Annotated in this window: 13 protein-coding genes and 1 pseudogene; 8 read left to right on the top strand and 6 right to left on the bottom strand. The window is 55.8% G+C overall.

Translation table 11 applies throughout. From position 1 onward, the window contains the following. The first annotated feature begins 113 nt into the window (after window positions 1-113). From cmoM to HA41_RS06750, 7 genes are all read left to right on the top strand, one after another. Window positions 114-899, top strand: a complete 786-nt coding sequence (gene cmoM, locus HA41_RS06780) for a tRNA uridine 5-oxyacetic acid(34) methyltransferase CmoM (protein WP_094120133.1) — start codon at window positions 114-116, stop codon at window positions 897-899. Then, entirely contained in the window at window positions 896-2,218 is a 1,323-nt protein-coding gene (gene mukF, locus HA41_RS06775) for a chromosome partition protein MukF (protein ID WP_094120132.1), read from the top strand. Before cmoM ends, mukF begins: the two co-directional genes overlap by 4 nt. Further along, the gene (mukE, locus tag HA41_RS06770) at window positions 2,199-2,924 is read left to right on the top strand and encodes a chromosome partition protein MukE (protein WP_094120131.1); all 726 of its coding nucleotides are present in this window, start codon (window positions 2,199-2,201) and stop codon (window positions 2,922-2,924) included. The genes mukF and mukE overlap by 20 nt, the downstream gene beginning before the upstream one ends. Next, on the top strand, window positions 2,921-7,408 hold the full coding sequence (mukB, locus tag HA41_RS06765; RefSeq protein ID WP_094120130.1) for a chromosome partition protein MukB: 4,488 nt from the start codon (window positions 2,921-2,923) through the stop codon (window positions 7,406-7,408). The genes mukE and mukB overlap by 4 nt, the downstream gene beginning before the upstream one ends. A 213-nt stretch (window positions 7,409-7,621) precedes the next feature. Continuing rightward, window positions 7,622-9,373 carry a L,D-transpeptidase gene (gene ldtD / locus HA41_RS06760; RefSeq protein ID WP_482809936.1) on the top strand — a complete coding sequence of 584 codons (1,752 nt, stop codon included), beginning with the start codon at window positions 7,622-7,624 and terminating at the stop codon, window positions 9,371-9,373. Window positions 9,374-9,558: 185 nt separating this feature from the next. Continuing rightward, window positions 9,559-10,107 carry a peptidoglycan L,D-endopeptidase MepK gene (mepK, locus tag HA41_RS06755; protein WP_094120128.1) on the top strand — a complete coding sequence of 183 codons (549 nt, stop codon included), beginning with the start codon at window positions 9,559-9,561 and terminating at the stop codon, window positions 10,105-10,107. Window positions 10,108-10,146: 39 nt separating this feature from the next. Further along, the gene (locus HA41_RS06750; RefSeq protein ID WP_094120127.1) at window positions 10,147-10,776 is read left to right on the top strand and encodes an MBL fold metallo-hydrolase; all 630 of its coding nucleotides are present in this window, start codon (window positions 10,147-10,149) and stop codon (window positions 10,774-10,776) included. Window positions 10,777-10,818: 42 nt separating this feature from the next. Here HA41_RS06750 and HA41_RS06745 read toward each other — a convergent pair. From HA41_RS06745 to pncB, 4 genes and pseudogenes are all read right to left on the bottom strand, one after another. Beyond that, window positions 10,819-12,008, bottom strand: a pseudogene (locus HA41_RS06745) (amino acid aminotransferase). Window positions 12,009-12,243: 235 nt separating this feature from the next. Further along, on the bottom strand, window positions 12,244-13,347 hold the full coding sequence (gene ompF, locus HA41_RS06740) for a porin OmpF (protein WP_094120126.1): 1,104 nt from the start codon (window positions 13,345-13,347) through the stop codon (window positions 12,244-12,246). A gap of 300 nt (window positions 13,348-13,647) precedes the next feature. Next, window positions 13,648-15,048, bottom strand: a complete 1,401-nt coding sequence (asnS, locus tag HA41_RS06735) for an asparagine--tRNA ligase (RefSeq protein ID WP_094120125.1) — start codon at window positions 15,046-15,048, stop codon at window positions 13,648-13,650. Window positions 15,049-15,205: 157 nt separating this feature from the next. Next, window positions 15,206-16,411: a nicotinate phosphoribosyltransferase gene (gene pncB / locus HA41_RS06730; RefSeq protein WP_094120124.1), complete on the bottom strand. Its 1,206-nt coding sequence runs from the start codon at window positions 16,409-16,411 to the stop codon at window positions 15,206-15,208. A 244-nt stretch (window positions 16,412-16,655) separates the two neighbouring features. Here pncB and pepN point away from each other — a divergent pair, with 244 nt between their 5' ends. Next, window positions 16,656-19,271 (top strand): aminopeptidase N, encoded by a 2,616-nt coding sequence (gene pepN / locus HA41_RS06725; RefSeq protein ID WP_094120123.1) that lies wholly within the window; start codon window positions 16,656-16,658, stop codon window positions 19,269-19,271. A 36-nt stretch (window positions 19,272-19,307) separates the two neighbouring features. Here pepN and ssuB read toward each other — a convergent pair whose 3' ends face one another. Both ssuB and ssuC read right to left on the bottom strand, forming a co-directional pair. Beyond that, window positions 19,308-20,096, bottom strand: coding sequence for an aliphatic sulfonates ABC transporter ATP-binding protein (gene ssuB, locus HA41_RS06720; RefSeq protein WP_094120122.1), 789 nt, complete (start codon window positions 20,094-20,096; stop codon window positions 19,308-19,310). Further along, on the bottom strand, window positions 20,093-20,884 hold the full coding sequence (gene ssuC, locus HA41_RS06715; RefSeq protein WP_094120121.1) for an aliphatic sulfonate ABC transporter permease SsuC: 792 nt from the start codon (window positions 20,882-20,884) through the stop codon (window positions 20,093-20,095). The genes ssuB and ssuC overlap by 4 nt, the downstream gene beginning before the upstream one ends. Between the last annotated feature and the right edge of the window lie 7 nt (window positions 20,885-20,891).

The raw sequence follows: 20,891 nt of genomic DNA, 5'->3' as shown, positions 1-20,891 counted from the left end.
CTGTTGTCCGAAAAAACAGCAGCCGGAAGGGAAGATGGGGATGAAAGGTTCATTCTTCTGGTGCCTGTGACAAAATAGCACAAGTCTCACCGCAGCATACCGGAGCACATGCCATGCAGGATCGTAACTTTGACGATCTCGCGGATAAATTTTCGCAAAATATATACGGCACCACCAAAGGGCGGGTGCGCCAGGCGATCCTGTGGGATGAGCTGGAAACCATCCTGCCCGGACTGTCACCGCATCCGCTGACGGTACTGGATGCGGGCGGGGGCGTGGGTCAGGTCTCCAGCGGGCTGGCTGCGCGCGGTCATCAGGTTCTGCTGTGTGATCTCTCGGGCGAAATGTTGCGCCGGGCAGAGGAAAATGCGGCAGCGCAGGGTGTGAGCCACAACATGCAATTCAAACAAATTAGCGCCCAGCAGGTGGGTGAACATTTGGATAAGCCGGTGGATCTGGTATTGTTTCACGCTGTGCTTGAGTGGGTCGCCGAACCGGAAAAGGTGCTGCAGGCGTTATTTGATCTGTTGCGTCCGGGCGGCGTCATGTCGCTGATGTTTTATAACCTGCACGGCCTGACGCTACGCACCTTAACGCTGGGCAATTTTGGCTATCTGCGGACCAATCTGACCAAACGTAAAAAGCGCACGCTGTCACCTGATTACCCGCGCGATCCCGATCAGGTCTACCGCTGGCTTGAAGCGTGTGGCTTCGTCATTGAACAACGCGCCGGCATCCGGGTGTTCAGCGACTACATGAAGCCGCCGAAAGGCGAGCCCAAAAGCGACGACGAAATTATTGAGATGGAGCGGCGTTACTGCCGTCAGGAACCCTTTTTGAGCTTAGGGCGCTACATCCATGTGACTGCGCGCAAACCCGGGCAGAAGGACGAATTATGAGTGAATTTTCCCAGACGGTACCTGAACTGGTATCCTGGGCGCGCAAGAATGATTTCTCTCTTGCGCTGCCAGTAGAACGTCTGGCCTTTTTGCTGGCTATCGCCACCCTTAACGGTGAGCGGATGGATGGCGAAATGAGTGAAGGCGATCTGATTGATGCTTTCCGTCACGTCAGTAAGGCTTTCGAACAAACCCACGAAACCGTGTTGGTTCGCGCCAACAACGCCATCAACGATATGGTGCGCCAGCGCCTGCTCAACCGCTTTACCAGCGAACTGACCGAAGGCAATGCCATCTATCGTCTGACCCCGCTGGCGATCGGCATAACCGATTACTACATCCGTCAGCGCGAGTTTTCAACCTTACGTCTGTCGATGCAGCTCTCTATCGTCGCCAATGAACTCAGGCGGGCTGCCGATGCGGCTCAGGAAAACGGTGATGAATTTCACTGGCACCGCAATGTCTTCGCGCCGCTGAAATATTCGGTAGCTGAGATATTCGACAGCATCGACATGACGCAGCGTCTGATGGATGAACAGCAGCAGGCGGTGAAAAATGATATCGCTGAACTGCTGAATAAAGACTGGCGCGCGGCGATCTCCAGTTGTGAAATGCTGCTGTCGGAAACCTCCGGTACGCTGCGTGAACTGCAGGATACGCTGGAGGCGGCGGGCGATAAGCTGCAGGAAAACCTGCTGCGGATTCAGGATGCGACGCTCGACAGTCCGGACCTGGGCTTCGTCGACAAACTGGTCTTTGATCTGCAAAGTAAACTCGACCGTATCACCAGCTGGGGCCAGCAGGCGATCGACCTGTGGATCGGTTACGACCGCCACGTCCATAAATTTATCCGTACCGCCATCGACATGGACAAAAACCGCGTTTTTGCCCAGCGTCTGCGGGTTTCGGTGCAGAACTACTTCGATTCGCCCTGGGCGCTGACTTACGCTAACGCCGATCGCCTGTATGACATGCGCGATGAAGAGCTGACGCTGCGTAATGACGAGGTGATGGGTGAACTGCCGGCCGAGATGGAGTACGAAGAGTTCAACGAAATTCGCGAACAGCTGGCAGCGATGATTGAAGAGGCGCTGCAGATCTACAAAACGCAACAAAAACCGCTCAACCTCGCGTCAGTGATGCGTGACTACCTGGCCCAGTATCCTCGCGCCCGTCATTTCGACCTGGCGCGGATTGTGGTCGACCAGGCCGTGCGTCTTGGCGTTGCGGAAGCTGATTTAGCCGGCTTGCCTGTGGAATGGCAAGCCATCAATGATTACGGAGCCAAGGTGCAGGCACATGTCATCGACAAATATTGAACAAGTGATGCCGGTTAAACTGGCACAGGCACTGGCAAATCCGATCTTTCCCGCGCTCGACAGTCAGTTGCGCGCCGGACGACACATCGGTATTGAAGAGCTGGATAATCACGCTTTTCTGATGGATTACCAGGCGTTTCTCGAAGAGTTTTACAGCCGCTATAACGTTGAGTTAATTCGTGCGCCGGAGGGCTTTTTCTATCTGCGCCCGCGTTCTACCACGCTGATCCCGCGTTCGGTGCTCTCTGAGTTAGACATGATGGTGGGAAAAATCCTCTGCTATCTCTACCTCAGCCCTGAACGCCTGGCCAATGAAGGAATCTTCACCCAGCAGGAGCTGTATGACGAACTGCTGTCACTGGCTGACGAAAGCAGGCTGCTGAAGCTGGTCAACCAGCGTTCGACCGGCTCGGATCTCGACCGCACCAAACTGCAGGAGAAAGTGCGCGCCTCGCTGAGCCGCCTGCGCCGACTCGGTATGGTGTGGTTCTTCGGTAACGACAGCAGCAAATTCCGTATCACCGAATCGGTATTCCGCTTCGGCGCTGACGTGCGTAGCGGTGACGATGCCCGTGAAGCGCAGCTGCGCCTGATCCGCGATGGCGAAGCGATGCTGCTGGAGAACGCCATCGCAACAGCTGACGCCGGGGAAGGCGACGAACAGGAAAGCGATGCGAGTGAGAACGCAGAGGAACAACAGGCATGATTGAACGCGGAAAATTTCGTTCGCTTACGCTGATCAACTGGAACGGCTTCTTTGCCCGCACCTTTGATCTCGATGAACTGGTCACCACCCTGTCAGGCGGCAACGGTGCGGGTAAATCCACCACGATGGCAGCGTTTGTCACCGCGCTGATCCCTGATTTGACGCTGCTGCACTTCCGTAACACTACCGAAGCGGGCGCGACCTCGGGCTCACGAGATAAGGGCCTGCACGGTAAGCTGCGGGCTGGCGTCTGCTATTCGATGCTCGACGTGGTTAACTCGCGTCACCAGCGTGTGGTGGTCGGCGTCCGTTTGCAGCAAATCGCGGGGCGCGATAAAAAGGTCGACATCAAGCCGTTCAGTATTCATGGCCTGCCGACCGACACCAATCCGACCGATATGCTGACGGAGATTCTTAACAGCCGCCAGGCGCGCGTACTGCCGCTTAACGAAGTTAAAGAACGCGTCGAGGCGCAGGAAGGGGTGCAGTTCCGCGCCTACAGCTCGATTACCGATTATCACGCCATGCTGTTTGATCTCGGTGTGGTGCCGCGTCGTCTGCGCTCCGCCAGCGATCGCAGCAAGTTTTATCGCCTGATTGAAGCCTCGCTTTACGGCGGTATCTCCAGCGCCATTACCCGCTCACTGCGTGATTACCTGCTGCCGGAAAACAGCGGCGTGCGTAAAGCCTTCCAGGATATGGAAGCCGCGTTGCGGGAAAACCGCATGACGCTGGAAGCGATTCGCGTCACCCAGTCAGATCGCGATCTGTTTAAGCATCTGATTTCGGAAGCGACCAGCTACGTCTCCGCCGACTACATGCGCCACGCTAACGAGCGACGGATCCATCTCGACAACGCGTTGCAGCTGCGTAATGAGCTGTTCAGTAGTCGCGGTCAGCTGGCGTCTGAACAGTATCGCCATGTTGAAATGGCGCGCGAACTGGCCGAGCACAGCGGGGCGGAAAACGATCTCGAAGTGGATTATCAGGCGGCCAGCGATCACCTGAATCTGGTTCAGACCGCGATGCGCCAGCAGGAAAAGATTGAGCGCTATGACGCTGATATCGAAGACCTGACGCTGCGGCTGGAAGAGCAGAGCGAAGTGGTGGCGGAAGCGCGTGAGATTCAGGAAGAGAATGAAGCGCGAGCCGAAGCGGCTGAACTGGAAGTCGATGAACTGAAAAGCCAGCTGGCGGACTTCCAGCAGGCGCTTGACGTGCAGCAAACTCGCGCCATTCAGTATCAGCAGGCACTGCAGGCGCTGGAACGCGCCCGTTCACTCTGTCAGTTGCCCGATTTAACCATCGACAACGCGGCGGAATGGCAGGCCAGCTTCCAGGCCAGGGAGGAAGAGGCCACCGAACGGTTACTCAACCTTGAGCAGAAGCTGAGTGTGGCGGAAGCGGCGCACAGTCAGTTTGAGCAGGCGCTGGCGCTGGTGAACAGCATTGCCGGCGACGTGACCCGTCAGGACGCATGGCAGACCGGCCGGACGCTGCTGCGCGATGCCAGCAATCAGCGCCATCACGCCGAGCAGCTCTCTTCACTGCGTCTGCGCCTCAGCGAGCTGGAGCAGCGTCTGCGCGAGCAGCATGAGGCTGAACGCTTGCTGGCGGAGTTCTGTAAACGCCAGGGGCAGCATTACGAAGCTGATGCACTGGACGGTTTGCAACGCGAGCTGGAAGCGCAGATTGAGCAGCTGAACAGCAGCGTGGCGGATGCCGGTGAGCAGCGCATGATGATGCGTCAGGAGCTGGAGCAGCTGCGCGAGCGTATCGCCACGCTGACCGCCCGCGCGCCGCACTGGCTGGCTGCGCAGGAAATTCTGACGCAGCTGAGTGAGCAGACCGGCCAGGCGCTCGTCAGCAGTCAGGACGTGACCGAATATATGCAGCAGCTGCTGGAGCGGGAACGTGAAACCACCGTTGAACGTGACGAAGTGGCGGCACGTAAACGTGATATCGAGCAGCAGATTGAACGTCTCAGTCAGCCTGGCGGTGCCGAAGATGCGCGCCTGAACCAGCTGGCCGAACGCTTCGGCGGCGTACTGCTGTCAGAAATTTATGATGACGTTACGCTGGGTGACGCACCTTACTTCTCAGCGTTGTACGGTCCATCACGTCACGCGATTGTGGTGCCGGATCTGTCGCTGGTGCGTGAGCAGCTCGACGGTCTGGAAGAGTGCCCGGAAGATCTCTATCTGATCGAGGGTGATCCACAGTCGTTTGATGACAGTGTATTCAGCGTTGATGAGCTGCAGAATGCGGTGGTGGTGAAGGTTGCAGAGCGGCAGTGGCGCTATTCTCGCTTCCCGAAAATACCGCTATTTGGCCGCGCGGCGCGTGAGAATCAGCTGGAGCTGCTGCACCTTGAGCGCGACAAGCTGGCCGAACGCTATGCCACGCTGTCGTTCGACGTTCAGAAAACTCAGCGTCTGCATCAGTCATTCAGCCGCTTTATTGGCAGTCATCTCGCGGTGGCGTTTGATGCCGACCCGGAAGCACAGATTCGCCAGCTGGGCGCACGTCGCGGTGAGCTGGAGCGGGCACTTAATCAGCATGAAAGTAACAATCAGCAGCAGCGTCAGCAGTTTGAGCTGGCTAAAGAGGGCGTAGCGCAGCTAAACCGGCTGCTGCCGCGCGTTAATTTGCTGCTGGATGAGACGCTGGCCGATCGCTGTGAAGAGATCCGGGAACAGGTTGAGGAAGCGCAGGAGGCGGCGCGCTTCCTGCATCAGCACGGCGCGAAACTGGCAAAACTCGAGCCGATTATCGCCGTGTTACAAAGCGATCCTGAACAGCATGAGCAGCTGCAGGCCGATTATCAGCAGGCGCAGCAGCAGCAGCGCAACGCCCGCCAGCAGGCGTTCGCTCTGACGGAAGTAGTGCAGCGTCGTGCGCACTTTGGCTACGATGATTCGTCCGGCATGCTTAACGGCAACAGCGATCTCAGTGACAAGCTGCGGCAGCGCCTGGAGCAGGCTGAGGCTGAACGTAGCCGCAGCCGTGAGCGTCTGCGCGAACATCAGGCGCAGCTGACGCAGTATGCTCAGGTACTGGCCTCGCTGAAAAGTGCCTATGATGCCAAGCGCGACATGCTGAAAGAGTTGCAGCAGGAGATGCAGGATATTGGCGTTCATGCCGATGCCAGCGCTGAAGCGCGTGCACGCGTCCGTCGTGATGAGCTTTATACGGCGCTGAGCCATAACCGTGCGCGGCGTAATCAGCTGGAAAAACAGCTGACCTTCTGTGAAGCGGAAATGGACAACCTGCAGAAGCGACTGCGCCAGCTGGAACGCAACTATCATCAGGTGCGTGAACAGGTGGTCAGCGCCAAAGCGGGCTGGTGTACGGTGCTGCGGCTGGTGAAAGAGAATGGCGTTGAACGTCGCCTGCATCGTCGTGAACTGGCCTATCTGAGCGGTGACGAGCTGCGTTCTATGTCAGATAAAGCACTGGGTGCGCTGCGTCTGGCGGTGGCGGATAATGAACACCTGCGTGACGTGCTGCGTCTGTCGGAAGATCCGAAACGGCCGGAACGCAAGATCCAGTTCTTTATCGCGGTTTATCAGCATCTGCGCGAGCGTATTCGTCAGGATATTATTCGCACCGACGATCCGGTCGAAGCGATTGAGCAGATGGAAATTGAGCTGAATCGCCTGACGGAAGAGCTGACGGCGCGTGAACAGACGCTGGCTATCAGCTCGCGCAGCGCCGCCAACATCATCCGCAAAACCATTCAGCGTGAGCAGAACCGTATCCGCCAGCTGAACCAGGGTCTGCAGACCGTGAGCTTTGGTCAGGTGCACAGTGTCCGGCTCAACGTTAACGTGCGTGAAACCCATGCGATGCTGCTGGATACGTTATCGCAAGAGCATGAACAGCATCAGGATCTGTTTAACAGCAATCGTCTGACCTTCTCAGAGGCGCTGGCGAAACTTTATCAGCGTCTTAATCCGCACATCGATATGGGGCAGCGGACGCCGCAGACCATTGGTGAAGAGTTGCTGGACTATCGCAACTATCTTGAGATGGAGGTTGAAGTTAACCGGGGTTCTGATGGCTGGCTGCGCGCAGAAAGCGGGGCGCTGTCAACCGGTGAAGCGATCGGTACCGGGATGTCAATTCTGGTGATGGTGGTCCAGAGCTGGGAAGAGGAGTCTCGCCGTCTGCGCGGTAAAGACATCTCGCCATGCCGGTTGCTGTTCCTTGATGAAGCGGCCCGTCTTGATGCGCGTTCGATCGCCACGCTATTCGAGCTGTGTGAACGGCTGGAAATGCAGCTGGTTATCGCGGCACCGGAAAATATCAGCCCGGAGAAAGGCACAACCTATAAGCTGGTACGTAAGGTATTCAACAATACCGAGCATGTACATGTGGTTGGCCTGCGTGGGTTTGCGGCCGATCCTTCGCCGACCCGACGTCAGCAGGAGAACGATTCTCTGCCCGATTTAGTCGGTGAAAAATCGCAGGCGGAAACATAGTCAAAAACTGATCCATTGGTTAATCTGGTAACGGCATTTGTCGCGTGAGGCAAATGCCGTTTTTGTTTGTATACTCAACATTATGAGTAAGCAGCCCGGTCGCAGTAGTTTCAGGGAACGCTGCGCAGTTGAACAGAGAAGGGGGCAGGGATGTTGCTGGCAAATAGGTTTAAACATCATCGTGTTGTTTCATGGTTAGCGCTGGCGCTAATCATGGTTCCATTTACACAGCCGCAGGCCGCTGTGATCGCCGCTATGCCGGGCACCACACAGAGTGCGATGTCAGTCACCGAAAGTCAGCAACGTATCCGGCAAGCCTTTTCCAGTGCCGATCAGCCTTTTTATCTGGGGCCACTGGCGGCGCTGTATGCGTCCCGTCATATGCAGCCGCTGTGGCAGGATCGTCAGGCGGTGCAAAAATTTCAGCAACAGCTGGCAGAGGTTGCGCTGTCCGGCGTGCAGCCACAGTTTACCCGCTGGGTCGAACGCCTGACGGATCCGGCCATTACCGGCTTTGCCCGCGATGTGGCGCTCTCTGACGCGATGCTCGGCTATCTGCAGTTCGTCTCCAGCGTGCCGACGCAGGGTGAAACCTGGCTCTACAGTAACGTGCCGTACAAGCTGGCCCAGCCGTCAGTGGCGGTGGTGAATCAGTGGCAGAATGCGGTCAATGCCGGCTCTGACAGCATTTTTATCACTTCACTGGAACCGCAGCATCCGCAATACCGTCCGATGCACGCCGCGCTAAAAAACTTGCTCACCGATAAACGGCCATGGCCGCAGCTGAAGAATGGGCAAACCCTGCGTCCGGGACAGGTGAGTGATGATGTGCCAGCGCTACGTGAAATCCTGCAGCGCAGCGGGATGCTCGATCCACAGGTTGATGCGCCCGCGCCGAATGAGGATGCCGTGCCGGTGACTTCTGTCCCGGTGAGCCACAGTGACCAGCCGGTGGTGGTCAGTCCGTCGGCTACTCCGGTTTCTGATCTGCCGGTCACTTCGCCGCAGTCACCGGGTAATGTGCAGAGTCTGACGCTGGATGACAATAATAGCGCGAATGTTTACGACAATACGCTGGTTGCAGCGGTGAAGCGTTTTCAGCAGTGGCAGGGACTGGATGGCGATGGGGCTATCGGTGCCAGAACGCGTCAGTGGCTGAATGTGTCACCGCAGATGCGTGCTTCACTGCTGGCGTTGAATATCCAGCGGCTGCGCCTGCTGCCAGATGATATGCACAACGGCATCATGGTCAACATCGCCAACTACTCGCTGATTTACTACAACAACGGTAATAAAATTTTGTCGTCTCGGGTGATCGTCGGTCGTCCCGATCGCAAAACGCCACTGATGCGCAGCGCACTCAACAACGTGGTGCTGAATCCACCGTGGAACGTGCCGACCACGCTGGTGCGTAAAGACATTATTCCCAAGGTGAAGCAGGACCCAGCCTATCTTTATAAGCATGGCTATACCCTGCTGTCGGGCTGGAGTGAGGATGCCGAGGTGATCGACCCGAGCATGATTGACTGGAGCATGGTGTCCGCATCATCGTTCCCCTATCGCCTGCGCCAGGCACCAGGCCAGATGAACGCGCTGGGACGCTACAAATTCAACATGCCGAGTTCAGATGCTATCTATCTGCACGACACGCCGAATCACAACCTGTTCCAGCGCGATATCCGGGCGCTGAGCTCAGGCTGTGTACGGGTAAATAAAGCCTCTGAACTGGCGGGCCTGCTGTTGCAGGATGCCGGCTGGAATGATTCACGTATCTCCAGCACCCTCAAAGAGGGCGACACGCGCTACGTACCGATTCGCCATCGCATTCCGGTTAATCTCTATTACCTGACTGCATGGGTAGCGGATGATGGCAAACCGCAGTTCCGAACAGATATTTACAATTATGATGACACAGCACGCTCCGGCAGCCAGGCGTTAAAAAGGGCTGAGCAGTTGCTGCTCTAGTGATTGATTTTCAATCGTTAGCCGTCGGCTATCGTTAACGAAAATGATGCTTAAATGGCGATCCTGTGGGGGATCGCCGCACAATCTGGTCCCACATGGGTTGACGCCTCCCTGAGAGAAAGTTATGGTTCGGCCTGTGCGCTTTTTGCACATTTCTATGGCTTCACTCTCAGGTAATACGGTTAATGTCTACTATTGATTCTTTTCGTCGCAAACTGCTGCTTTGCGGAAGTGCGGCCGCCGGACTGGCATTATTGCCCGCTTCTGCAAGGGCCTCGCTTTCAACTTCTCGCCCGCGTGTCTTAACGCTGAACAACCTTCACACCGGTGAAACCCTTAAAACTGAGTTTTTTAATGGTAAGAGTTACGACAAGGATGAGTTGTCACGATTAAATCACTTTTTCCGTGACTATCGCGCTAATAAAGTGAAGAGCATCGATCCCCATCTGTTTGATCAGATCTTTCGTCTGCAGGCGCTGCTGGAAACGCGTAAACCGGTGCAGCTGATTTCCGGTTACCGCTCGCTGGCGACCAATAATATGTTGCGCGAAAGCGGACCTGGGGTAGCGAAACACAGCTATCACACCAAAGGTCAGGCGATGGATTTCCACATTGAGGGCATTACCTTAGCCAACGTTCGCAAAGCGGCGTTATCTCTGCGCGCGGGTGGTGTAGGATATTATCCTCGCAGCAACTTTGTACATATTGATACCGGGCCGATCAGGCACTGGTAATGACGCCGGCAACGCTGCGTGAGCCGGTCATGGAGCGTTATGAACTACCACATTATTCCTGTTACTGCCTTTGCCCAGAACTGTTCGGTGATCTGGTGCGATACCACCGGTGAGTCTGCCCTGGTCGATCCGGGCGGTGATGCTGAACGTATCAAACAAACGCTGGACCAACACAGGCTGAAGCCTGCGCAGATCCTGCTGACTCATGGTCATCTTGATCATGTCGGCGCGGCGGTGGAACTTGCGGCGTTTTATCAGATCCCGATCGTCGGACCGCAGAAACGCGATGCCTTCTGGCTGGAAGCCTTACCGACTCAGAGCCGGATGTTTGGACTGGAAGAGTGCGCGCCTTTTACGCCGGACCGCTGGCTGGAAGAGGGGGAGAGCGTGCAGGTAGGGCTAGTGACGCTGGAAGTCCTGCACTGCCCGGGGCATTCGCCGGGTCATGTGGTGTTCTTTGATCGTCCGGGGCGTTTACTGATCTCCGGTGACGTAATTTTTAACGGTGGCGTCGGGCGCACCGATTTCCCGCAGGGCGATCATCAGCAGCTGATCGATGCCATCCGGAGCAAATTATTGCCGCTCGGCGATGATGTGACTTTTCTGCCAGGGCATGGCCCGATCTCTACGCTGGGCCGTGAGCGAATCAGTAATCCTTTCCTGCAATAAAAAATGGGCCAGCCGGCCCATTTTTTTAGTCGTTATACGCAATTACAGCACCGCGACAATCGCCTCACACAGCGCCGACATATTATCTGGCGTCATGCCCGCAACATTGACCCGTCCTGAGTTAACCGCATAGACCGCAAACTCTTCGCGCAGACGAATCACCTGACCTTTGGTCAGGCCGCTGAACGAGAACATTCCGTTCTGCTTGATGATGAAGCTGAAGTCACGCTGCGCGCCTTTCTCCGCCAGGGTATTGACGAACAGCTGGCGCATACGCTGGATGCGCTGACGCATGTCTGACAGCTCCTGCTCCCAGATGGTACGCAGTGCGTCGTTGCCGAGGATGGTGGCGACGACAGCCGCACCGTGTGCCGGCGGATTGGAGTAGTTGGCGCGGATGGTATATTTCACCTGGCTGAAGGCGGTATCCGCCACGCTTGCCTCGGCGGCCACCAGGGTAATTGCGCCTACGCGTTCGTTGTACAAGCCAAAGTTCTTCGAATAGGAGCTGGCAACAATCAGTTCCTGATGGGACGCGGCGAAAATACGCAGTCCTTCGGCATCCTCATCCAGACCACGGGCGAAGCCCTGATAGGCGAAGTCAAACAGGGGTAACCAGCCGCCTGCCTGTGACAGCTGCGCCAGCTGCTGCCACTGTTCAGCCGTGGGATCGATGCCGGTTGGGTTATGACAGCAGCCGTGGAACAGCACCACATCACCCGGCTGCACCTGTTTCAGTGATGCAACCAGACCGTCAAAATCGAGCGTATGATTTTCAGCATCGTAATACTGGTATTCACATACCTCAAGGCCGGCAGCATTAAACACATTTTTGTGGTTCGGCCAGCTGGGATTGCTGACCCATACCCGCTTAACGGATGTCTGAGTGGCAAGAAAATCGGCCGCTACGCGCAGCGCACCGGTACCGCCTGGGGTCTGTGCCGTGCGTGCGCGGCCAGCGGTAATCAGTGGCTCTGACTGCCAAACAGTAACGCCTGGGTACAGCGGGCGAAATCCGCCAGACCATCAATGCTGAGATAGTTTTTAGTGGTTTCGTTTTCCAGCAGGTACTGTTCGGCTTTCTTAACGCTGGTCAGCACCGGTGTCTTGCCGGTTTCATCTTTGTAGACGCCGATACCGAGGTTAATTTTATTGGGGCGGTCGTCAGCGCGAAACAGATCGGCCAGCCCAAGAATGGGATCGGCGGGTGCAGCAGAGATCGATTCAAACATGAGTCAGGTCCAGTAGCGGGAACGTTAGCAAAATGAGCTCTCAGGTTAGCGTCACGCCAGGCAAATGCCAACCGTTTGCGAGCGTTATTGATACTTTTTGCGGGCTTACTTCAGCGAGAGGAAATAAAAAAGGGGAGCGTGGGTAAGCGTCGGGAGAAAAAGGGCGTCTGGCTGGATAACAGACATAAAAAAACGGGGCCGATGGCCCCGTCTTCAAACAGTTCTGACAGCGAGATTAGAACTGGTAAACCAGACCCAGTGCAACTACGTCGTCTGTATTCAGACCCAGACGGTTGTTGTCATCCAGCTGGTTGATCTGGTAGTCCACATAGGTAGACATGTTTTTGTTGAAGTAGTAGGTTGCGCCCACGTCGATGTATTTAACCAGGTCAGCATCGCCCACGCCTTCGATATCTTTGCCTTTAGACTGAACGTAGGCGATAGATGGACGCAGGCCGAAGTCGAACTGATACTGTGCAACCAGCTCAATGTTCTGCGCTTTGTTTGCGAATGCAGTGGTATCGGTGCCCGCTCCAGTTGTCAGCGTGAACGGCGTTGAGTTACGGGTTTCACCGTAATAAGCGGCCAGGTAGACATTGTTTGCATCATACTTCAGACCGGTTGCCCAGTTTTCAGCACGTTTACCCTGACCTACAACGGTACCGTTAGCTGCAACACCAGCGGCCTGTGCATCGGTACGGTCGCTGCTGCTATAGGCACCCACAACACCTAAACCGATTGGTGAGACGTAAGACGTTGACAGACCCCAGCCGTCGCCGTTCGAACGACGAATTTCATCACGCTCGTTTTTGCCCTGATACTGAACGGCGAAATCCCAGCCATCTACCAGACCAAAGAAGTTAGTGTTGCGGTAAGTCAGCAGGCCGGTGCTACGACCGTTCATGAAGTTATCTGAGTATCCTGAGTCGCCACCGAACTCTGGCAGCATATCGGTCCAGCCGATTGCATCGTAAACCACACCGTAGTTACGGCCGTAGTCGATTGAGCCAGCATCGCCGAATTTCAGACCGGCAAAGCCCAGACGGGTTCTGTTGCCGTCCTGCGCGTCAGAACCTTCAGAGTTGTTGGCCTGAACGTTATATTCCCACTGGCCATAACCGGTCAGCTGGTCGTTAATCTGAGTTTCACCCTTGAAGCCGAAGCGAACGTAAGTATTGTCGCCATCGCTGCCGTCGTTATCAGAGAAGTAATGCAGGCCAACGGCTTTACCGTACAGGTCCAGTTTGTTGCCGTCTTTATTATAAATTTCGGCTGCGTTTGCTGCGCCTGCGGCTAACAGAGCAGGGATAACCACTGCAAGAATATTGCGCTTCATCATTATTCATTACCCTCGTTGGAGTTATTTGTACACCTGCCACTGCCGTCAAGAAACCTTTACGGGAACCTTGAAAGAAGTTTGGTGTCTTCCTGTGTCTGCACGCATCTTTCCATCCCCCCGCCTTAATTCTACCTCGAAAATGCTACTAAACTCGTAATCTGGTTTCAAAAGGAAAATATGTATTACAAAATGTAAAAAACACGGAACTTTGTGAGAGAACTCAAAATTTACAAAAATAAAAAAAGGCCGGCAGCGCCGACCTCTTTATATATATGAATTTCTTATAATTAATGCTGAAACTTAGAAACTTGCATTGCGCGGAGTGCGTGGGAACGGAATGACATCCCTGACATTCTGTACGCCGGTCACATAGGCGATTAAACGTTCAAAGCCTAATCCGAAGCCAGAATGTGGCACGGTACCGTAGCGACGAAGGTCACGATACCACCAGTAATCTTCTTTATTCAGACCCATTTCTTCAAGGCGTGCATCCAGCACATCGAGACGTTCTTCACGCTGGGAACCCCCGATAATTTCACCGATGCCGGGTGCCAGCACATCCATCGCCGCGACGGTTTTGCCGTCGTCATTCAGGCGCATATAGAACGCCTTAATATCTTTCGGATAGTTTTTCACCACCACCGGCGCTTTAAAATGTTTCTCAGCCAGATAACGTTCATGCTCAGAGGAGAGGTCGATTCCCCAGGAAACCGGGTTTTCGAAGGTCTGACCGCAGTTCATCAGGATCTCAACCGCCTCGGTGTAATCGACCTGGGCGAAATCGGTAGTGATGAAACGCTGCAGACGCTCAACCGCCTCTTTATCTACACGCTCAGCAAAGAATGCCATGTCATCGGCACGCTCTTCCAGCACCGCGTTGAAGACATATTTCAGCATTGCTTCTGCCAGCGCAGCCGCATCATCCAGTGAGGCAAAGGCGATTTCCGGCTCGAGCATCCAGAACTCCGCCAGATGGCGGCTGGTGTTAGAGTTTTCTGCGCGGAAGGTCGGGCCAAAGGTATAAATCTTTGACAGGGCGCTGGCATAGGTTTCGCCATTCAGCTGCCCAGACACGGTCAGAAACGCTTCCTTACCAAAGAAATCTTCGCTGAAGTCAACGTTGCCCTGATCGTTGCGCGGCAGGTTCTCAAGATCCAGCGTGGAGACGCGGAACATTTCACCGGCCCCTTCGGTATCCGAGGCGGTAATCAGCGGCGTCGAAACCCAGAAATAGCCATTTTCGTGGAAGAAACGATGCAGCGCCTGCGCCAGGGTATGACGGACGCGGGCAACCGCGCCGATCAGGTTGGTGCGTGGACGGAGGTGAGCCACTTCACGCAGATACTCAATGCTGTGACGTTTCGCCGCCATCGGGTAGCTGTCAGGATCTTCCACCCAGCCGACGACTTCAACACGGGTCGCCTGAATCTCAAAAGCCTGGCCCTGACCGGGTGAGGCCACCACGGTGCCGGTGACAATCACCGAACAACCAGTGGTCAGACGCAGCACTTCATCCTGATAATTATTCAGAGAATTATTGACGACTGCCTGAACGGGATTAAAGCAGGAGCCGTCGTAAACGGCGATGAAGGAAAGACCGGCTTTTGAATCTCTTCGGGTACGCACCCAACCACGTACGGTGACTTCACTGTCAACCGCGACGCGACCGTGCAGTACGTCCGCTACAGGCACTACGCTCATAAATATCTCTCTATATAGAAGAAGTGAGTAAAAAGTTCCCCAGACCGGGGTTTTGCTATGTTACTTGCGAGTCTTCAGGAAACAAGCAAAATTCCGGCGGAATGGAAGATTTATTACAGCAGAGGCGGGGCGGATCAACGCCCCGATGAGAAAGGGTTTAACTCGCTTTTTTCACCAGCGGCAAATCAAAGGCTTTGCGCAGGGCTCTGACAAAGGCCTTATCCTGGCAGATGGTTTTGCCTGGGCTGTCAGAGAGTTTTGCTACCGGCTTGCCGTTGCACTGCACCAGTTTAATCACAATGTTCAGCGGCGTGACGCCAGGAATGTCACAGGTAAGACGGGTTCCGATACCAAAAACGACACTGGTGCGCTGACCAAAGTGACGGTAAAGCGCCAGCGCTTTGTCGAGATTCAGGTTGTCAGAGAAAACCAGCGTTTTGCTTTGCGGATCGATGCCCAGCTTCTGATAGTGCGCCAGCGCTTTCTCACCCCATTCAACCGGATCACCTGAGTCGTGGCGCAGCCCCTGATAACGTCGGGCAAACACCGGGCCAAAGTCGCGCAGGAAGGCATCCATAGCGATGCAGTCAGTCAGGGCGATACCAAGCTGACCATCATATTCATCCAGCCACGCCTGCAGCGCGGCACGCTGACTGTTGGCCAGAACCGGACTGATTTGCTGGAACGCCTGGAACCACTCATGCGCCTGGGTGCCGACCGGTGTCAGCGTCAGACGTCGCGCCAGATCGTAATTGCTGGTGCCAATCAGCCACGGGAAATCCTGTTTCAGCGTCGCCACAATCGCCTGCTGTACCTCCTGCGAATAGCGACGGCGGGTACCAAAATCCATCAGCTGAAAGCGGGACATATCCAGATCGGCGACCTCAGTCTTAAAGGTGGCGAGTTTCTGCTGCAGATGATCGACGGCCTGCTGAGTGGTGACCTGAGGTGTGCGATGACGATGCACGACTTCACTGATCAGCGCCAGCAGCGGCACTTCCCACAAAATCACTTCACGCCACGGCCCCTGAATGCGCAGTTCCAGCTGGCCGTGGTGATTGCGCACCTCAACCTGATCGGGGTTATAACGAAAATTGCGCAGCCAGTTCAGATAATCCTGCTGAAAGAAGGGCAGGCGGGATAACCACTGATATTCATCATCGGTCAGCGCCAGCGTTTGCATTGCGCGAATCGCATCACGAATCTCATCAGCGTAGAGACCCAGCAGTTCGTCGCCACGGCAGCGGAACTCCGCCGCCACCGTGACATCATGATAGCGGTGGAACACGGCTTGCTGCATGTGGAGCTTATAAGCGTCCGTATCGAGCAGCGAGGTCAGTATCGGGGAAGCATGTCCTGTCATGGCGCGTTTCAGCATCCTGTTCGGTGGCGCAGAGCCCGGTGTTGTACACAGTCTTAAAGACGCGGAAGTATAATTCAGTCATTAACGCCAATCACAGCATATTTCACTGTAGTGGGTCGAGGCCAATCTGTGCCATTGTTAACAGATTGTAGCCATTTCACCCATTACGTGCATTGTGCGTGGCAAGCTTGTATTAACAAGCTTAGACTTTGCCAGGTAAACTTATAACAACGCGAGACGGAATATGACGCAACAGCCCCAAATTAAGTATCGCCACGATTATCGTGCGCCAGATTACACCATCACCGACATCGATTTAACCTTCGAACTGGATGCGTCGACCACCCGCGTAACGGCGATCAGTCAGGTTAAACGCCTCGGTGACAGCCAGGCTGAATTGCGTCTGGACGGCGAAGATTTAACGCTGATCGCGATTGAAGTAAACGGACAGCCCTGGACTGATTATCGCGAAGAAGAGGGCGCGCTGGTATTAAGCCAGCTGCCGGACAATTTCACCCTGAAAATCATCAATGATATCCATCCTGATCAGAACACGGCGCTGGAAGGACTGTATAAATCGGGTGAGGCGCTCTGTACCCAATGTGAAGCTGAAGGCTTCCGTCATATTACCTGGTATCTGGATCGCCCGGATGTGCTGGCGCGTTTCACCACCACCCTGTTTGCCGACGGCGAACGTTATCCGTTCCTGCTCTCGAACGGTAACCGCATCGATAGCGGACGGGACGAGCAGGGCCGCAGCTGGGTCAAATGGCAGGACCCATTCCCGAAGCCGTGCTACCTGTTTGCACTGGTAGCGGGCGATTTCGACGTGCTGCGCGACAGTTTCACCACCCGTTCGGGACGCGACGTAGCGCTGGAAATTTTTGTCGATCGCGGCAATCTTGATCGCGCCGACTGGGCGATGACCTCGCTGAAAAACAGCATGAAGTGGGATGAGGAGCGTTTCGGGCTCGAATATGACCTCGACATCTTTATGATCGTGGCGGTCGACTTCTTCAACATGGGCGCGATGGAAAACAAAGGTCTGAACGTTTTCAACGCCAAATATGTGCTGGCGAAAGCGGAAACCGCCACTGATAAAGATTATCTCGGCATTGAAGCGGTGATCGGCCACGAATATTTCCATAACTGGACCGGTAACCGCGTCACCTGCCGCGACTGGTTCCAGCTCAGCCTGAAAGAGGGGCTGACGGTATTCCGCGATCAGGAGTTCAGTTCAGACCTCGGCTCACGCGCGGTTAACCGCATCGACAACGTGCGTATCGTGCGTGGTGCGCAGTTTGCTGAGGATGCCAGCCCGATGGCTCACCCGATCCGTCCGGATCAGGTCATCGAAATGAATAACTTCTACACCCTGACGGTGTATGAAAAAGGATCGGAAGTGATCCGTATGCTGCACACCCTGCTGGGCGAAGCCAGTTTCCAGAAAGGGATGCAGCTTTACTTTGATCGCCATGATGGCAGTGCGGCCACCTGTGACGATTTTGTGCAGGCAATGGAAGATGCTTCTAACGTCGATCTGTCACAGTTCCGCCGCTGGTACAGCCAGTCTGGTACCCCGGTGCTGACGGTGCGCGATGACTATAATCCGGAACTGGAGCAGTATACGCTGCACGTTACCCAGCACACGCCGGCGACTGCCGATCAGAAAGAGAAGTTGCCGCTGCACATCCCGCTCGATATCGAACTTTATGATAATGAAGGTAAGGTGATCCCGTTGCAGCACAACGGTCATCCGGTGCATCACGTGCTGAATGTCACCGAGGAGTTTCAGTCCTTTATTTTCGATAATGTCTACTTCCAGCCGGTGCCGTCGCTGTTGCGGGAATTCTCTGCGCCGGTGAAGCTCGATTACAAATGGAGCGATGCGCAGCTCACCTTCCTGATGCGTCATGCGCGTAACGATTTCTCACGCTGGGATGCGGCACAGAGCCTGCTGGCGACCTACATCCGTCTCAACGTGGCACGCTATCAGCAGGGACAACACCTGTCACTGCCGCTGCATGTGGCGGATGCGTTCCGGGCAGTGCTGCTTGATACCGACTGCGATCCGGCACTGACCGCACTGATTCTGACGTTGCCGACTGAAAATGAGATCGCCGAGCTGTTTGATGTCATCGATCCACAGGCGATTGCGCTGGTACGTGACGCGCTGCAGCGCACGCTGGCACGTGAACTGGCTGACGAGTTCTTTGCAATTTATAACGCCAGTCAGCAGAGTGAATACCGGGTTGAGCATGCCGCAATTGGTCAGCGTAGCCTGAGAAATATCTGCCTGACCTATCTGGCATTTGGCGATGCACAACTGGCAGATAAGCTGGTGCAAACGCAGTATCATCAGGCCACCAACATGACTGATGCGCTGGCGGCGTTGTCCGCTGCGGTGTCAGCGCAGCTGCCCTGTCGTGATGCGTTGCTGGCGGCTTACGATGAACGCTGGCACCAGGATGGTCTGGTGATGGATAAGTGGTTTGTGTTGCAGGCCACCAGTCCGGCCTCTAACGTGCTGCGTAACGTGCGTCAGTTACTGACTCACCGCTCCTTCAGCATGAGTAACCCGAACCGCGTGCGTTCGCTGGTAGGGGCCTTTGCCTCCGCCAACCCGTCTGCGTTCCACGCCAAAGATGGCAGCGGTTATAAATTCCTGCTGGAGATGCTGATCGATCTCAACACCCGCAACCCGCAGGTCGCGGCGCGGATGGTGGAGCCGTTAATTCGACTGAAACGCTATGACGAGGATCGTCAGGCGATGATGCGCGATGCGCTTGAACAGCTGAAAGGGCTGGAAAAGCTGTCGGGCGACCTCTATGAGAAGATCACCCGGGCGTTAAACGCCTGATAACAGAACGGCGGAGGCGTGTGGCTCCGACGTTTTTTACCGCTGTCGGGCCAGACGAACCGGCTGCGACGGTGGGGTACGGCGCATCACGCGATCCAGCACCTCCGCCTCCAGCTCTGCCAGCCGTGGCGAACCACGCCGTCTGGGACGTGGCAGATCAACCAGCAAATCCAGACCAATCTCGCCCTCCTCAATCAGCAGCACCCGATCCGCCATCGCCACTGCTTCACTCACATCATGGGTCACCAGCAGAACGGTAAAATGATGCTGCTGCCACAGGGATTCAATCAGCTCCTGCATTTCGATGCGGGTCAGGGCATCCAGCGCCCCCAGTGGCTCATCCAGCAGCAGCAAACCCGGTCGATGAATCAATGCCCGGGCCAGCGCCACCCGCTGTTTCTGTCCGCCGGAGAGGGTCGCGGGCCACTCATTAGCCCGATCGGCAAGCCCGACTGCTGCCAGCGCATCCTGCGCCGCACTACGCCAGGCATTGCCTTTCAGCCCGAGGCCGACATTATCAATCACCTTTTTCCACGGCAGCAGCCGCGCGTCCTGAAACATCAGACGGGTATCGTCGCGCGCCGACTGTAACGGCGCATTGCCCGTCAGTAACTGACCACTGGAAGTCTGCTCCAGCCCGGCCAGCAGACGCAGCAGGGTACTTTTACCGCAGCCGCTGCGGCCGACGACCGCCACAAACTGGCCCGACGGAATATGCAGATCGATATTGTTCAGGATAGTGCGGCTGCCATACTGCTTGCTGACGCGGTTAACGCCGACCGGGGTGCCGGTATTCAGGCGCGCCGGGGAAAGTGTCTGACTCATGCGTTCTCCTCCTTCAGTTGATAAGCCGGATGCCAGCGCAGCCAGACGCGTTCCAGCAACAACGCGGCGACATCAGCCAGTTTACCGAGCAGGGCATACAGAATGATGGCGACCACCACCACATCGGTCTGCAGAAATTCCCGCGCATTCATCGCCAGATAACCGATGCCGGAGTTGGCCGAAATGGTTTCCGCCACGATCAGCGTCAGCCACATCAGGCCGAGCGCAAAACGGACGCCGACCATGATATTTGGCAGCGCACCAGGCAGGATCACCTGAATAAACAGGCTCCAGCCGGAGAGACCATAACTGCGCGCCATCTCCACCAGCCCACGATCGATATTGCGAATGCCGTGATAAGTATTGAGATAGATCGGAAACAGCGTACCGAGCGCCACCAGGAAGATTTTCGCCGACTCATCGATACCGAACCACAGAATCACCAGCGGGATCAGCGCCAGATGGGGCACGTTACGCAGCATCTGCACCGAGGTATCCAGCAGTCGTTCGCCGGTGCGGGAGGTGCCGGTAATCAGCCCGAGCAGCAGCCCAATGGAACCCCCGATAGTGAAACCAATCAGCGCACGCCAGCTACTGATCGCCAGGTGTTGCCACAGTTCACCACTGGCGGCCAGCTGCCAGAACGTGGTCACGATTTTTTCCGGCGCCGGCAGAATGCGCGTCGATAACCAGCCGGTTTGTGAGGCGATCTGCCACGCCACCACCAGTAGAGCTGGCAGCACCCACGGCACCAGCGTATCGGCGAGACGTTTACCTGTTCTGGCCATGATGCTC

The organism is Pantoea conspicua (genome assembly GCF_002095315.1).
In the GTDB taxonomy this organism is placed as follows: Bacteria; Pseudomonadota; Gammaproteobacteria; order Enterobacterales; family Enterobacteriaceae; genus Pantoea; species Pantoea conspicua.
Note: the sequence above shows the minus strand (reverse complement) of the source record. Positions and strands in the feature narration are given on the sequence as shown.